Source organism: Streptomyces sp. NPDC059443 (assembly GCF_042750105.1).
In the GTDB taxonomy this organism is placed as follows: domain Bacteria; phylum Actinomycetota; class Actinomycetes; order Streptomycetales; family Streptomycetaceae; genus Streptomyces.
In genome coordinates this window covers 149,357-163,823 of the sequence record NZ_JBHYVM010000016.1, presented here as the reverse complement: position 1 = coordinate 163,823, position 14,467 = coordinate 149,357, and the positions used below count along the sequence as shown (strand labels likewise).

Here is a 14,467-nt window from a genome sequence, read left to right as displayed (position 1 = left end):
CAGATGTGGAAGCCCGGTAACGGGTGGAGCTGACTGGTACTAATAGGCCGAGGGCTTGTCCTCAGTTGCTCGCGTCCACTGTGTTAGTTCTGAAGCAACGAACGGTTGCTGGTTTCTAGAGCTAGAACATAACTATAAAGTGTGCTTGTTCGCTCGAAACCGATTAGGGTTTCGGTGGTCATAGCGTTAGGGAAACGCCCGGTTACATTCCGAACCCGGAAGCTAAGCCTTTCAGCGCCGATGGTACTGCAGGGGGGACCCTGTGGGAGAGTAGGACACCGCCGAACAATTTTTCAAAGGACCCCTGGTCCAGCGTTCAACGCTGGAGCAGGGGTCTTTTTTGTTTTCCAGAGCTTTTCGCCGAAGCGCGGCCATGGGTTGGCTGCGCGAGAATGACTAGCGGTACCCCGACGACAGGAGTCACACCCATGTCCAACTCTCCCGACGATCGTCCGGAGCGCGAGCCTCGGCGCAACGACGGCGGTGACAGGGGCGGCTACCGCGGGGGCCGTGACGACAGCCGTGGCGGCGACCGTCCGCCCTTCCGCCGCGATGACCGCGGTGGCCGTCCGACCGGCGCCGGCGCTGGTGGTGGCGGCGGTTTCCGCCGCGACGACCGTGGTGGCCGTCCGACCGGCGCCGGTGGCGGCGGTGGCTTCCGTGGTCGTGACGACCGTGGTGGCGACCGTCCCAGCTACCCGCGTCGCGATGACGACCGTGGTGGGCGTCCCACCGGTGGTGGCGACCGTCCTTCCTTCCCGCGTCGTGACGACCGTGGTGGCGACCGTCCGCCGTTCCGTGGCAACGACCGGGGTGAGCGTCCCTCCGGCGGCGGCTTCCGCGGCAACGACCGCGGCGACCGCCCGTCGTACCCGCGTCGCGATGACGACCGTGGTGGGCGTCCCACCGGTGGTGGCGACCGTCCGTCCTTCCCGCGTCGTGATGACCGTGGTGGGGACCGTCCGTCGTACCCGCGTCGTGATGACGACCGCGGCGGCTTCCGCGGCGGCCGTGACGACAGCCGTGGTGGCGACCGTCCCAGCTACCCGCGCCGTGACGACCGTGGCGGGGACCGTCCCTCGTTCCCGCGCCGTGACGACCGGGGCGACCGCCCGTCGTACCCGCGTCGCGATGACGACCGCGGCGGGCGTCCCACCGGTGGTGGCGACCGTCCCAGCTACCCCCGTCGTGACGACCGTGGTGGCGACCGTCCGTCGTACCCCCGTCGTGATGACGACCGTGGCGGCTTCCGCGGCGGTCGCGACGACCGCGGCGGCGACCGCCCGTCGTACCCGCGTCGTGACGACCGTGGTGGCGACCGCGGTGGGTTCCGCGGCCGTGACGACCGTGGTGGCGACCGTGACTTCCGCGCGGACCGCGACCCGGTCAAGCGGCTTCCGATCGACGACGACGTCACCGGTTTCGAGATCGACTCCGATGTCCGTCAGGAGCTCCTGAGCCTGCCCAAGGGCCTGGCCGAGGAAGTCTCCAAGAACCTGGTCATGGTGGCCCGGCTGATCGACGAGGACCCGGAGCAGGCGTACGCGTACTCGCGCATCGCCCTGCGCCTGGCCTCCCGTGTCGCCGCCGTGCGCGAGGCCGCCGGCTTCGCCGCGTACGCCACGCAGAAGTACGCCGAGGCGATCGCGGAGTTCCGCGCCGCCAAGCGCATGACCGGTTCCGTCGAGCTGTGGCCCGTCATCGCCGACTGCGAGCGCGGCCTCGGCCGTCCGGAGCGGGCGCTGGCCATGGCCGGCGAGCCCGAGGTGCAGAAGCTGGACAAGGCCGGTCAGGTCGAGATGCGTCTGGTCGCGGCCGGTGCCCGTCGGGACATGGACCAGCTCGACGCTGCCATCGTGACCCTGCAGAGCCCCGAGCTGGCCTCCAGCTCCGTACAGCCGTGGACCGCGCGTCTGCGGTACGCCTACGCCGACGCCCTGCTGGCGGCCGGCCGTGAGGACGAGGCGCGCGAGTGGTTTGCCAAGACCCTCGAGGCCGACAAGGACGGGGCCACGGACGCCTCCGACCGGCTCGCCGAGCTGGACGGTGTCGAGTTCGTCGACGCGGCCGCCGATGACGAGGACGACGTCGAGGACGTCGTCGGCGTCGAGGACGACTTCGAGGACGACGAGGACGAGGACGAGAACGACCCCGAGGTCGCGGCCGCGGAGCGTGCCTCCGACCAGGCCGAGTACTACGACGAGGACGACGAGGAGTACGAGGGCAGCGCCGGCGGCGACGCCGACGTCGACGTCACCGACGAGATCGTCGTCCTGGACGAGGACGAGGACGACCGTGACGCGGGCAAGGCCCGTGACAACGGCTGAGTGAAGTGAACTGAGTGAAGTGAACTGAGAAAGGGCGGTACCCCCGATGGGGGTACCGCCCTTTTTTCATTGGTCCGGCCGGTCAGTCCAGGCTCCGCAGCACCAGGCCGGTGGCCGGCTTGGGGCCGAAGGAGGTGGACTTGCGGGGCATCGTGACGCCCTGGCGGGCCAGCTCGCGGACGACCGCCTCCCGTACGGGATGCATCAGGACCGCCGTGCCGCCGCTGCGTTCCGCCATGTCCACGGTCGCCGCGGTGTCGTGGATGTACACGATCTGCTCGGGGGTGTCGGGGATGCCCCAGAGGGTGTCGAGGAGGGTGGAGTGCAGCACGGTGGCGTCCAGCCTGCGCCAGGCCTCGGGGCGGTCGTGGCGGACCGTGCGCTCGATGAGGGCCGGATCGGGGTCGGTGACCAGGTGGAACGTGCCGTCCCCGGTGAGCAGGAAGGCGTTGCCGCGCTCCGCGGCCTCCTCCAGGGCCTCCATCGCCATCGGCAGCGGGCCTTCGACCGGGCGGACCCGGAAGTGGCCGTCGAGGGCGGCCAGCGCGGCGGGCAGCGGGAGGCGGCGCAGCATCCGGTGGATGGCGCGGACCTGGAGCGGGTAGCGGGCGGTGTCCACGAGGAGGACCAGGCCGAAGTCCCACGCGGTGGGGGAGCCGTGTTCCTCCTGGAGGCGCAGGTACGTCGCCCAGCGGTGGTGGCCGTCGGCGATGAGGGCCTGGCGGTCGCCCAGGTCGGCGGTGATGGCCGCCAGACGGTCGGGGTCGGAGACGGCCCACAGCCGGTGCTGGAAGCCGTCCTCGGTGGTGGTGGAGAACAGCGGGGTGCTCTGCGCGGTGCGCTCGACGACCGCGGCGGCGCCCGAGGCGGGATCGTCGCCGAGGTAGGTGAGCAGGAGCGGTTCGAGGTTGGCCGAGGTGGCCCGCATCAGGCCGGCCCGGTCGGTGACCACGTGGGGCATGACGTCCTCGTGGGGGAGGACGATGCCGGCGTCGGCCGTGGAGAGGGCGAGGGCGCCGATGATCCCGCGCTGGAGCAGACCGCCCTTGCGCTGCTCGTAGACGTAGAGCGCGGGCTCGGGGTCGGCGCTGAGGATGCCCTCGGCGAGCCAGTCGTTCAGGGTGCGGGCCGCCTGCTGGTTGCGCGCGGCGGGGGTGTCGGCCTGCGGAAGGATCAGGCGGACGATGTTGTGCGGGTCGGCGGATTCGAGGTGGTCGAGTCCGTCGGGGCGCACGACCACGTCGTACGGCGGCGAGGTGACGGCGGCCAGACTGCCGACACGCTCGGGAACATAGCGCAGGCCGTGGAAGGGGATCAGCCGCAGTCCATGGTCGGCGGTGCCAGATGTGGTCATTGGTGAATCGTAAGACGCGTCTCGCCATGCGGGATGATCAGGGTGTATGGAAACCGGACAAGATCGAACGGACCGATCGGACCGATCGGACCGATCGGATGAGGAGCGGACATCATGACCCGGCAGAGCAGGACCAGTCCCGCGGGCAGTGAGCGGAGTCTGCACCAGGCGTACGACACGGCTCTGCTCGACCTCGACGGGGTGGTGTACGCGGGCGGTGAGGCCATCGCGCACGCCGTGGAGTCGCTCGCCGCGGCGCGGGCCGACGGGATGCACCTCGCGTACGTCACGAACAACGCGCTGCGCACCCCGGACGCGGTCGCCGAGCACCTGAGCGAGCTCGGGATCCCGACGGAGGCCGCCGAGGTGATCACCTCGGCGCAGGCCGTGGCCCGCCTCATCGCCGAGCAGGTGGCGCCGGGCTCGAAGGTGCTGGTGATCGGCGGCGAGGGGCTGCGGGTCGCGCTGCGCGAGCGCGGGCTGGTGCCGGTGGATTCGGCCGAGGAGGAGGGCCTCGCGGCGGTGGTCCAGGGGTACGGGGGGCCCGATCTGCCGTGGGGGCGGTTCGCGGAGGCCTCGTACGCGATCAACCGCGGGGTGCCGTGGTACGTGTCGAACACCGATCTGACGATTCCGGGGGCGCGGGGGATCGCGCCGGGCAACGGGGCCGCGGTGGAGGTCGTACGGATCGCCACGGGCGCGGAGCCGCAGGTGGCGGGCAAGCCGCTGCCCCCGATGCACCGGGAGACCGTGCTGCGGACCGGGGCGAAGCGGCCGCTGGTGGTGGGGGACCGGCTGGACACCGACATCGAGGGTGCCTTCAACGGGGAGGTGGACTCGCTGCTGGTGCTGACCGGGGTGACGGACGGGGCGCAGCTGCTGCGGGCCGAGCCGAAGTACCGGCCGACGTACGTGGACCGGGACCTGCGGGGGATGCTGACCGGGCAGCCCGAGGTGGTGCCGGCCGGCGGGGCCGAGGGGGGCTTCCGCTGCGGGGCCTGGACCGCGGTGGCGCGCGGCGGCGTACTGGAGCTGCGGGGCGGGGACGGCGACGCGTCGGGTGTGCACGGTGGGCGTTCCGCCATCGACGGGCTGCGGGCGCTGTGCGCGGCGGCCTGGACGCACGCCGGGGACGGTGCGTGCGGGCTGGACGGGGGGAAGGCGCTGGCCAGGCTGGGGCTGTAGGACGGCCTTGGGGCCGTGGCGGCCGGGCGGCCGCGAATAATCGCTGTCCGATTGTCGGAACGCGGTGATAGATATTCGGGGTGACAACGACTCTTGAGTTCTCCGCTCTGCTGCGACTGATCGACGAACGGTCGACCGCCTTCCGCGCCGCGGTCGCCTCCGCGCCCAGCCTCGACGCGCAGGTGCCGACCTGCCCCGAGTGGACGCTGTTCGATCTGGCGCAGCACATCGGCGAGGGGCGCCGCGACTGGGCCGCCACCGTCGCCGCGGGGCCCGCCCCGGCTAAGGCCGTGGCGCAGGGCGCCCCGGCCGCGCCCCGGGAGCGCGAGGCCCTGCTGGCCTGGCTGGCGGAGTCCACGGAGCAACTGCTGGACGCACTGCGCGAGGCCGGTCCGGACGGCGGTTGCTGGACGTGGTGGGAGGACTCGCAGTCCCCGGCGAGCGTCGGCGCCGTGGCCCGGCACCAGCTCCAGCAGTTCGCGGTGCACACGTACGACGCCCAGATCACCATAGGTGCCCCGCAGCCGCTGCCGGAGGAGGTGGCGCTCGACGGTGTCGACGAGTTCCTGTCCACCTGCGTCGCGACGACGAGCGCCTGGCCGCACAAGCCCGCCCTCCTCGACTTCCACGCCTCCGAGGGCCGCTCCTGGCGCCTCTCGCTCTCCGCCGACGGCGCGCGGACCGTCCGTCTCTCCGGACCCGGCACCACGCCGGCCGACGCCTCCTTCCGGGGCACGGCCAGCGAGCTGGTCTTCATCCTGTACAACCGCATCCCGGTCGACTCCCTGGAGCTCGACGGCGACCGGCGCCTCTTCGAGCAGCTCAGGGACTGGGACCCGAGCGAGTAGGACGGGACGAGGCGCCGGGGCGCCCGGGCCGCTCGGGGGAACGGAGTAATGCGGAGGGTAGGCTAACCTAACTTGCGTGTTGGTTGAGAGTCCCCCCGAACAGAGCGCGGCGCCCCCGGCCGCCGCCACCCGCTCGCGCCACGGCGTGCGAGCCGCCGGTCTGCTCGCCGCCCTCGGCGTCCTGGCGCTGATCGCGGTGGCGAGCATCGCCGTCGGCGCCAAGCAGATGCCCGTCCAGGAGGTCTGGCACGGCCTGTTCCACTACTCCGGAACCACCTCCGACGTCGTCGTGCGGGACCTCCGGGTCCCGCGCACCCTCCTCGGCGTGCTCGTCGGGCTCGGCCTCGGCCTGTCCGGGGCCGTGATGCAGGCACTGACCCGCAATCCGCTGGCCGAGCCCGGCATCCTCGGCGTCAACGCCGGGGCCGCCGCCGCCGTCGTATCGGCGATCAGCTTCTTCGGGGCCGACTCGCTGAGCGAGTTCGTGTGGTGGGCGTTCCTCGGCGCCGCCCTCGTCTCCGTCCTCGTGTACGTGCTCGGCGGCAGCCGCACCGCCACCCCGGTGCGCCTCGCGCTCGCCGGTACGGCGGCCAGCGCGGCCCTCGTCGGCTACATCAACGCCGTGCAGCTGATGGACAGCAAGGCGCTGGACAAGCTCCGCTTCTGGACGGTGGGCTCACTGGCCTCCGCCAACATGGACACCGTCAAGCAGGTGGCGCCCTTCCTGATCGTCGGCGCCGTGCTCGCGCTCACGCTGGGCCGGCCGCTCAACGCCATGGCGATGGGCGACGACACCGCCCGCGCGCTCGGCGCGAACCTGACGCGGACCCGGATCGGCGCGATGGTGGCCATCACCCTGCTGTGCGGGGCGGCCACCGCGGCCTGCGGGCCGATCGTCTTCGTCGGCCTGATGATCCCGCACCTCGTGCGGGTGTTCACCGGCCCGGACATGCGCTGGGTACTCGCCTACTCAGCGGTGCTCTCGCCCGTGCTCCTGCTCGGCGCCGACGTCATCGGCCGGGTCGTCACCCGGCCGGCCGAACTCCAGGTCGGCATCGTCACCGCCCTCATCGGCGGACCCGTCTTCATCTACCTCGTCCGGCGCAAGAGGATGGCCCAGCTGTGACAGTGACCTCCGTACGCCGGACCGGACCCCGGCCGCTTCACCTGCCCGGAGGGATCTCGCTGCGCGTGGAGCGGCGCGCGCTGGGCGTGGGAGTGCTGCTCCTGGTGCTCGTGCTGGCGATGGCCGTGGTCCTCATCGGTACCGGCGACTTCGAGATCGCCCCGTGGGACGTGGTGCGGACCCTGCTGGGCGACGGCACCCCGGCGCACGAGTTCGTCATCAACGACCTGCGGCTGCCGCGGGTCCTGGTCGCCGTGCTCGTCGGCGCGGCCCTCGGCATGGCCGGGGCCGTCTTCCAGTCCGTGTCGCGCAACCCGCTCGGCTCCCCGGACGTACTGGGCTTCGGGTACGGCTCGGCCGTCGGCGCGCTGCTCGTCATCATCGTCTTCAAGGGCGGCGCCGGCGAGGTGGCCGTCGGGGCGCTCGTGGGCGGCCTGGTGGCCGGACTCATCGTGTACCTGCTCGCGTACAAGCAGGGCATCCACGGCTACCGGCTGGTCCTCGTCGGCATCGGCGCCTCCGCGATGCTGATCGCCGTCATCCAGTACCTGCTGACGAAGGCTCAGCTCGTCGACGCCACCCGTGCGATGGTCTGGCTGACCGGGTCGCTGGCCGGCCGGGACTGGGCACAGGTCTGGCCGCTGCTCGCCTCCTGCGCGGTGCTGTTCCCGCTGGTCCTCGGCCAGAGCCGGGCCCTGCGGATGATCGAGATGGGCGACGACGCCGCGTACGCCCTCGGGGTGAGGGTGGAGTGGACCCGGCTGCTCCTGATGGTCGCGGCGATCCTGCTGACCACCGCGGCCAGCGCCGCGGCCGGGCCGATCAGCTTCGTGGCGCTGGCCGCACCGCAGTTGGCGCGCCGGCTGACCCGGTCGCCCGGGGCGAGCCTGCTGACCGGCGCGCTGATGGGCGCCCTGCTGCTGCTCGTGTCCGACTGGGCCTCCCAGCGGGCCTTCGGAGCCGACCAGTTGCCGGTGGGCGTGGTGACGGGGCTGGTCGGCGGCGTCTATTTGTTGTGGCTGCTCGTCAGCGAGCGCAAGGCGGGGCTGATATGAGGAACCAGAGGAGCAGGAAAGTGCAGCGGCTGACCGCGGAGAACGTGACCCTCGGCTACGACCAGCGGGTCATCGCCGAGAACCTGTCGGTGGAGATCCCGGACAACTCCTTCACCGTGATCGTCGGCCCCAACGCCTGCGGCAAGTCCACCCTGCTACGGGCCCTGTCGCGGATGCTGAAGCCCTCTCAGGGGCGGGTGCTGCTGGACGGGCAGGCCATCGGGTCGATGCCGGCGAAGAAGGTGGCCAGGACGCTGGGGCTGCTGCCCCAGTCCTCGATCGCGCCCGACGGGATCACGGTCGGCGACCTGGTCTCGCGCGGCCGCTACCCGCACCAGGGGCTGCTGCGGCAGTGGTCGGCGGACGACGAGCGGATCGTCACCGAGTCGATGGCCTCCACCGGGGTCGCCGAGCTCGCCGACCGGGCCGTGGACGAGCTGTCGGGCGGGCAGCGCCAGCGGGTGTGGATCGCGATGGCGCTGGCGCAGCAGACTCCGCTGCTGCTGCTGGACGAGCCGACCACGTACCTGGACATCCAGCACCAGATCGACGTGCTGGACCTGTGCGCGGAGCTCCACGAGAGCCGGGGCCGGACGCTGGTGGCGGTGCTCCACGATCTGAACCACGCCGCGCGGTACGCCACGCACCTGATCGCGATGCGGGACGGGAAGGTCGTCGCGGAGGGGCCGCCGGCGGAGGTGGTGACGGCGGGGCTCGTGGAGCGGGTGTTCGGGCTGCGGTGCCAGGTCATCGCGGATCCGGAGACGGGGACTCCGTTGGTGATCCCGGCAGCGCGGGTCCGTGCCGGGGCGGTGGCGTTGGCCGAGTAGCCGGGTGCGGCGCCGTTGCCGGGGGCCAGCCCCCGGACCCCCGCGCCTCAAACGCCGGCGGGGCTGGATTTTGCCCGGCGGGGCGGGATTGGCCGGGCTCGATTCGGCCGGGCTGGGTTTACAGCAGGCTCTTCAGGCGGAGCAGGTCGCGGAAGCCGGCTTCCAGGCGGATGCGGCCGGAGGCCCAGGCCTTGGCGAACTTCAGGTCGCCCGCTACCAGGGCGACCAGGTCGTCGCCGGTCATGGCGAGGCGGATCTCGGCCTTGGCGGGCGGCGGCCCGGGTACCACCGCGTCCACCCGGATCCGGCCTCCGTCGAGGCGGCCCGTGAACGTCCGGTCCAGATCGGTGATGTGGCAGCTCAGCGAGCGGTCGAGCGCGGTCGCACCGCGCACGTCGCCGTCGGCCCCTGCCAGGTTGTCGGAGAGTCGGTCGAGTGCTTCGCGGCACTCCTCGGTCGTAGCCATCGTGATCCCGACGGTACCGCAGAGCCGTGCGCGGCCGCGGGCGCGGTTGGGGGTAGCGTCGGGGCATGACCGACGAAGCGTCCGACGCGCCACCCCAGGATCCGCCGGCGGAGGCAGCCGGCGCCGCCGGCGCCGCCGAGGCCGCGCTGGGCCTCGTACGCACGCCCACCGGGCACGCCGAGGTGGACGCGCGGCTGGAGCGGCTGGCGGACGTGGACGGGCTCCCGGCCCACGGACACGTCGAGGTGTACGAGGATGTGCACAAGGGGCTGCGCTCCGCGCTGACCGCGCTGGACGCACCGACCGGCCCGAGTCCGTACGAAAACAGGAGCTGAACCGAACGTGGCAGGAGTGGCACGCCGCCGCCTGGACGCCGAACTGGTACGCCGCAGCATGGCCCGCTCACGCGAGCACGCCGCGCAGCTGATCGCGGCGGGCCGGGTGACCGTGGGCGGAAACACGGCGACGAAGGCGGCCACCCAGGTCGAGACCAGCGCGGCCCTCGTCGTCCTCAAGGACGAGGACGATCCCGACTACGTCTCCCGGGGCGGCCACAAGCTGGCGGGCGCCCTCGCGGTCTTCGTGCCGCAGGGGCTGCTCGTCGAGGGCCGCCGGGCGCTGGACGCGGGCGCGTCCACGGGCGGTTTCACCGACGTGCTGCTGCGCGCGGGCGTCGACCACGTGATGGCCGTCGACGTGGGCTACGGGCAGCTCGCCTGGTCGCTCCAGAGCGACGACCGGGTCACCGTGAAGGACCGTACGAACGTACGCGAGTTGACGGTCGAGCAGCTCGACGGGGTCCCCGTGGACCTGGTCGTCGGCGATCTTTCCTTCATTTCGATCGGCCTGGTGCTGCCGGCCCTCGTACGGTGCTGCGCGCCGGACGCGGACCTCGTGCTGATGGTCAAGCCGCAGTTCGAGGTGGGCAAGGAGCGGCTCGGCAGCGGCGGTGTGGTGCGCAGTACGGAGCTGCGCGCGCAGACCGTGCGGGACGTGGCGGCGCAGGCATGGAAGCTGGGCCTGGGCGTGGCCGGGGTGACCGCGAGCCCGCTTCCGGGCCCGTCCGGCAACGTCGAGTATTTTCTGTGGCTGAGGGCGGGGGCACCGGCACTCGACCCGGCGGATGTTGACCGTGCAGTGGCGGAGGGGCCGCAGTGACAGAACTATCGGGGGACCCGGCGGGATCGGCCGGATCGGCGGATCAGGGGCAGCGGACCGTCTTCCTGCTCGCGCACACCGGGCGGCCGGCGGCCATCCGCAGCGCCGAGCTGGTCGTGCAGGGGCTGCTGAAGCACGGGCTGGGCGTACGGGTCCTGCGGCACGAGGCGGTGGACCTGCCGCTGCCGCCCGAGGTGGAGCTGGTGGCCGAGTGCACCCCGGAGGTGTTCGACGGGTGCGAGCTGCTGATCGTGCTGGGCGGCGACGGGACCTTGCTGCGCGGAGCGGAGTTCGCGCGCGGCTCGGGGGTGCCGATGTTGGGCGTCAACCTGGGCCGGGTCGGGTTCCTCGCGGAGGCCGAGCGGGACGATCTGGACAAGGTCGTGGACCGGGTCGTGGCGCGCTCCTACGAGGTCGAGGAGCGGATGACCCTCGACGTGGTCGTGCGGACCAACGGGGACGTGGTGCACCGGGACTGGGCGCTGAACGAGGCGGCCGTCCAGAAGGTGTCCCCGGAGCGGATGCTGGAGGTGGTCCTGGAGATCGACGGGCGCCCGGTGTCCGGCTTCGGCTGTGACGGGATCGTCTGCGCGACTCCGACGGGCTCGACCGCGTACGCCTTCTCGGCCGGCGGGCCGGTGGTCTGGCCGGAGGTGGAGGCGCTGCTGATGGTGCCGATCAGCGCGCACGCGCTGTTCGCGAAGCCGCTGGTGACCTCGCCGGACTCGGTGCTGGCGGTGGAGGTGCAGACCGGGACCCCGCACGGGGTGCTGTGGTGCGACGGGCGGCGGACGGTGGAGCTGCCGGCCGGGGCCCGGGTCGAGGTCCGGCGGGGGACGGTGCCGGTGCGGCTCGCGCGGCTGCACCACGCTTCGTTCACGGACCGGCTGGTCGCGAAGTTCGCGCTGCCGGTGTCGGGGTGGCGAGGGGCGCCGCACTAGCCGTGGCGGGACCGTGCGTGGCCGGGCATACGTAAATAGTATGAGTGTTCGAATCGATCTGGGCGAGTGACGTCACATGGCACCCGGGAAACCTCGGTATCGTCGTCCCGTGCTTGAGGAGATGCGGATACGGTCGCTCGGGGTCATCGACGACGCGGTGGTCGAGCTGTCGCCCGGTTTCACCGCGGTGACCGGCGAGACCGGCGCGGGCAAGACGATGGTCGTCACCAGCCTCGGGCTGCTGCTCGGCGGGCGCGCCGATCCCGCCCTGGTGCGGATCGGCGCCAAGGCGGCGGTCGTCGAAGGCCGCATCGTCATGCGCCCGGACGCCCCCGCCGCCCTGCGCGCCGAGGAAGCCGGGGCCGAGCTCGACGACGGCGCCCTGCTGATCAGCCGGACCGTCTCCGCCGAGGGCCGCTCGCGCGCCCACGTCGGCGGCCGCTCCGTCCCCGTCGGGCTGCTCGCCGAGCTCGCCGAGGACCTCGTCGCCGTCCACGGCCAGACCGACCAGCAGGGCCTGCTCCGGCCCGCCCGGCAGCGCCAGGCCCTCGATCGGTACGCGGGCGACGCCGTCGCCGTCCCCCTGGAGAAGTACGCTGCCGCCCACCGCAGGCTCCGCGCTGTCTCCGCGGAGCTGGAAGAGATCACCACCCGGGCCCGGGAGCGCGCCCAGGAAGCCGATCTGCTGCGCTTCGGACTCGAAGAGATCGCCGCAGTGGAGCCGGTCGCGGGCGAGGACGCCGAGCTGGCGGCGGAGGCGGAACGCCTCGGGCACGCCGAATCGCTGGCCTCGGCCGCACAGATCGCCCACGCGGCCCTCGCGGGCAACGTGGAGGACCCGGAGGGCGTGGACGCGGGCGCGCTCGTCGCCGGGGCGCACCGCGCACTGGAATCCGTACGCTCGCACGACCCGGCGCTCGGCGTGCTCGCCGAGCGGATCGGGGAGCTGGGGATCCTGCTCGGGGACGTGGCCGGGGAACTCGCCGGATACGCCGACGACCTGGACTCCGACCCGCTGCGGCTGTCGGCCGTGGAGGACCGGCGGGCGGCGCTGACCCAGCTGACGCGCAAGTACGGGTCGGCCGACAACACGGTGGACTCCGTACTGGAGTGGGCCGAGCGCGGCTCCGTACGGCTGCTGGAGCTGGACGGCGACGACGAGCGGATCGACGAACTGACCGTGGAGCGGGACGGGCTGCGGCTGGAACTTTCCGCACTGGCCCAGGCGTTGACCGATGCGCGGGGCGAGGCGGCGACCCGGTTCGCTTCGGCGGTCACCGAGGAGCTGGCCTCGCTGGCGATGCCGCACGCGCGGGTCACCATCGACATCCGCCAGACCGAGGACCCCGAAGGGGTGGAGGTCGGCGGCCGCCTCGTCGCGTACGGGCCTTCGGGCACGGACGAGGTCGAACTGCTGCTGGCCCCGCACCCCGGCGCCCAGCCGCGGCCGATCGCCAAGGGCGCGTCCGGCGGTGAGCTGTCGCGCGTGATGCTGGCCGTCGAGGTCGTCTTCGCGGGCTCCGACCCGGTGCCCACGTACCTCTTCGACGAGGTGGACGCGGGCGTCGGCGGCAAGGCGGCCATCGAGGTCGGGCGTCGGCTCGCGAAACTGGCCAGGACGGCGCAGGTCGTGGTGGTCACCCACCTTCCGCAGGTGGCGGCCTTCGCGGACCGGCAGCTGCTGGTGGAGAAGACCAACGACGGCTCCGTGACCCGCAGCGGCGTCACCGTCCTGGAGGGCGAGGCCCGGATCCGCGAGCTGTCGCGGATGCTGGCCGGCCACGAGGACTCGGTGTCGGCCAGGGCGCACGCCGAGGAACTGCTGGCGGCGGCGCAGGCGTCTTCGTAGGTGTGCCGTAGGCGTGGGAGCGGGCGGGGCGTAGTCGTCAGGCTGACGCCCCGCTAGCCCGTGTGGGTGAGGCTCGGGGGTGCGGAACGGTATCTCGTACGGGATCCGCACCCGTATGGTCCCGGAACGCGCGTGCGGACTGGCATTCTGGGCGACGTCCCTTCCCCCCTCACCCTGGAGCTTCGGCCCGTGAGCAGCTCCCCGGTCACCGTCCCCGTCCTTCGCACCGTCCAGGTGCTCGGCGGCGCGAGCGGTGGTGCGCACGTACGGTCGCTGGCCACCGGGCTCGCCGCCCGGGGCGTACGGGTCACCGTGTGCGCACCCGTCGAGGCGGAGGGGGAGTACGACTTCACCGGCGCCGGGGCGCGGTTCACCCCGGACGCGGTGAGCGCGCTGCGGGCCGCGTGCGTGGAGGCCGACGTGGTGCACGCGCACGGCGTACGCGCCGGCATGCGCGCGACCCTGGCCCTGCGCGGCCGCCGGGTCCCCCTGGTCGTCAGCTGGCACGGCGGCGGCCCCGGCGCCGGCCGGCTGAGCCTGCTGCTGGAACGGCACGTCGCCAGGGCGGCGGCGATCGTCCTCGGGGCCTCCTCCGCGCAGGTGGACCTGGCCCGGCGGCTCGGCGCGCGGGACGCGCGGCTGGCGGTGCCGGCGGGGCCGACGGGGCCGGCCGGGACGGATGGGGCCCAGGCTTCGGATCCGGGCAAGGCGAGGGCGGAACTGGGCGTCGTGGAGCGGCCGTTGCTGATCGCGGTCGGCAGCCTGGTGCCGAGGCGGGGGTACTCCGTACTGCTGGACGCGGCGCGGGAGTGGCGGACGCTGGACCCGGTGCCGCTGCTGGTGATCGCGGGGGAGGGTCCGATGCGGGCGGAACTCGCGCGGCGCATCCACGCGGAAGGCCTGCCGGTACGGCTCCTCGGGCGCCGGCGGGACGCGGCGCGGCTGCTGGCCGCGGCGGATGTCGCGGTGCTGCCGAGCCGGTGGGAGACGCGGTCCCCGCTGGCGCAGGAGGCCCTGCGGGTGGGGGTGCCGCTGGTGGCGACCGCGGTGGGCGGTGTGCCGGAGCTGGTCGGAGAGGCGGGCGTGCTGGTCCCGTACGGGGACGCGGGCGCGCTTGCCGCGGCCGTGTCCGGCCTCCTCGCCGATCCCGCGCGGCGGGAGGCGCTGGCGGTGGCCGGTCGCGCCCAGGCGGGGACGTGGCCGTCGGAGGACGAGACGGTGGCGCAGGTCCTGTCGGTCTACGACGAACTGATGTCCCGCCGACGGTAGCCCTTGCCCGGTGCGGCGCCGTTGCCGGGGGCCAGCCCCCGGACCCCCGGGGGGGGGGG

General features: G+C 72.9%; 14 protein-coding genes and 1 rRNA gene. 13 read left to right on the top strand and 2 right to left on the bottom strand.

Translation table 11 applies throughout. From position 1 onward, the window contains the following. Positions 1–170: 170 nt before the first annotated feature. From rrf to ACFXDJ_RS18090, 3 genes are all read left to right on the top strand, one after another. Positions 171–287: ribosomal RNA gene (gene rrf, locus ACFXDJ_RS18100) — 5S ribosomal RNA — on the top strand. Between the two features lie 223 nt (positions 288–510). Continuing rightward, positions 511–1,458: a hypothetical protein gene (locus tag ACFXDJ_RS18095; RefSeq protein ID WP_384849533.1), complete on the top strand. Its 948-nt coding sequence runs from the start codon at positions 511–513 to the stop codon at positions 1,456–1,458. Positions 1,459–1,502: 44 nt separating this feature from the next. Continuing rightward, entirely contained in the window at positions 1,503–2,327 is an 825-nt protein-coding gene (locus ACFXDJ_RS18090; RefSeq protein WP_384849530.1) for a hypothetical protein, read from the top strand. Positions 2,328–2,409: 82 nt separating this feature from the next. On the opposite strand, the gene ACFXDJ_RS18085 is transcribed toward ACFXDJ_RS18090, so the two are convergent. Next, complete coding sequence (locus ACFXDJ_RS18085; RefSeq protein WP_384659500.1) at positions 2,410–3,681, bottom strand: DUF1015 family protein; 1,272 nt, start codon at positions 3,679–3,681, stop codon at positions 2,410–2,412. 114 nt (positions 3,682–3,795) lie between these two features. Here ACFXDJ_RS18085 and ACFXDJ_RS18080 point away from each other — a divergent pair, with 114 nt between their 5' ends. The 5 genes from ACFXDJ_RS18080 to ACFXDJ_RS18060 all read left to right on the top strand — a co-directional run bounded on the left by ACFXDJ_RS18080 (position 3,796) and on the right by ACFXDJ_RS18060 (position 8,725). Then, positions 3,796–4,866: an HAD-IIA family hydrolase gene (locus ACFXDJ_RS18080; RefSeq protein ID WP_384659504.1), complete on the top strand. Its 1,071-nt coding sequence runs from the start codon at positions 3,796–3,798 to the stop codon at positions 4,864–4,866. Positions 4,867–4,946: 80 nt separating this feature from the next. Continuing rightward, positions 4,947–5,714, top strand: coding sequence for a maleylpyruvate isomerase family mycothiol-dependent enzyme (locus ACFXDJ_RS18075; protein WP_384849527.1), 768 nt, complete (start codon positions 4,947–4,949; stop codon positions 5,712–5,714). Between the two features lie 76 nt (positions 5,715–5,790). Then, positions 5,791–6,840, top strand: coding sequence for a FecCD family ABC transporter permease (locus ACFXDJ_RS18070; RefSeq protein WP_384849524.1), 1,050 nt, complete (start codon positions 5,791–5,793; stop codon positions 6,838–6,840). After that, positions 6,837–7,895, top strand: coding sequence for a FecCD family ABC transporter permease (locus tag ACFXDJ_RS18065; RefSeq protein ID WP_384849521.1), 1,059 nt, complete (start codon positions 6,837–6,839; stop codon positions 7,893–7,895). The genes ACFXDJ_RS18070 and ACFXDJ_RS18065 overlap by 4 nt, the downstream gene beginning before the upstream one ends. Beyond that, positions 7,892–8,725 carry an ABC transporter ATP-binding protein gene (locus ACFXDJ_RS18060; protein ID WP_384849518.1) on the top strand — a complete coding sequence of 278 codons (834 nt, stop codon included), beginning with the start codon at positions 7,892–7,894 and terminating at the stop codon, positions 8,723–8,725. The genes ACFXDJ_RS18065 and ACFXDJ_RS18060 overlap by 4 nt, the downstream gene beginning before the upstream one ends. A 118-nt stretch (positions 8,726–8,843) precedes the next feature. Here ACFXDJ_RS18060 and ACFXDJ_RS18055 read toward each other — a convergent pair whose 3' ends face one another. Further along, positions 8,844–9,191 (bottom strand): sterol-binding protein, encoded by a 348-nt coding sequence (locus ACFXDJ_RS18055; RefSeq protein ID WP_384659516.1) that lies wholly within the window; start codon positions 9,189–9,191, stop codon positions 8,844–8,846. A gap of 65 nt (positions 9,192–9,256) precedes the next feature. Here ACFXDJ_RS18055 and ACFXDJ_RS18050 point away from each other — a divergent pair, with 65 nt between their 5' ends. From ACFXDJ_RS18050 to ACFXDJ_RS18030, 5 genes are all read left to right on the top strand, one after another. Further along, positions 9,257–9,526 carry a hypothetical protein gene (locus tag ACFXDJ_RS18050; RefSeq protein ID WP_384849514.1) on the top strand — a complete coding sequence of 90 codons (270 nt, stop codon included), beginning with the start codon at positions 9,257–9,259 and terminating at the stop codon, positions 9,524–9,526. Between the two features lie 7 nt (positions 9,527–9,533). Next, entirely contained in the window at positions 9,534–10,349 is an 816-nt protein-coding gene (locus ACFXDJ_RS18045) for a TlyA family RNA methyltransferase (RefSeq protein WP_384659522.1), read from the top strand. Next, the gene (locus tag ACFXDJ_RS18040) at positions 10,346–11,290 is read left to right on the top strand and encodes an NAD kinase (RefSeq protein WP_384849511.1); all 945 of its coding nucleotides are present in this window, start codon (positions 10,346–10,348) and stop codon (positions 11,288–11,290) included. Before ACFXDJ_RS18045 ends, ACFXDJ_RS18040 begins: the two co-directional genes overlap by 4 nt. A gap of 121 nt (positions 11,291–11,411) precedes the next feature. Beyond that, positions 11,412–13,139: a DNA repair protein RecN gene (recN, locus tag ACFXDJ_RS18035; protein ID WP_384659529.1), complete on the top strand. Its 1,728-nt coding sequence runs from the start codon at positions 11,412–11,414 to the stop codon at positions 13,137–13,139. 189 nt (positions 13,140–13,328) lie between these two features. Next, a complete protein-coding gene (locus tag ACFXDJ_RS18030) occupies positions 13,329–14,408 on the top strand; it encodes a glycosyltransferase family 4 protein (RefSeq protein ID WP_384659526.1) in 1,080 nt (359 codons plus the stop codon). Positions 14,409–14,467 lie beyond the last annotated feature (59 nt).

Bases quoted from the DNA above. Each gene is read 5' to 3' on its own strand.
- ACFXDJ_RS18090 (WP_384849530.1), top strand. From the start codon at position 1,503: ATGGTGGCCCGGCTGATCGACGAGGACCCGGAGCAGGCGTACGCGTAC.
- ACFXDJ_RS18085 (WP_384659500.1), bottom strand. From the start codon at position 3,681: ATGACCACATCTGGCACCGCCGACCATGGACTGCGGCTGATCCCCTTC.
- ACFXDJ_RS18080 (WP_384659504.1), top strand. From the start codon at position 3,796: ATGACCCGGCAGAGCAGGACCAGTCCCGCGGGCAGTGAGCGGAGTCTG.
- ACFXDJ_RS18060 (WP_384849518.1), top strand. From the start codon at position 7,892: ATGAGGAACCAGAGGAGCAGGAAAGTGCAGCGGCTGACCGCGGAGAAC.
- ACFXDJ_RS18055 (WP_384659516.1), bottom strand. From the start codon at position 9,191: ATGGCTACGACCGAGGAGTGCCGCGAAGCACTCGACCGACTCTCCGAC.
- ACFXDJ_RS18050 (WP_384849514.1), top strand. From the start codon at position 9,257: ATGACCGACGAAGCGTCCGACGCGCCACCCCAGGATCCGCCGGCGGAG.
- recN (WP_384659529.1), top strand. From the start codon at position 11,412: ATGCGGATACGGTCGCTCGGGGTCATCGACGACGCGGTGGTCGAGCTG.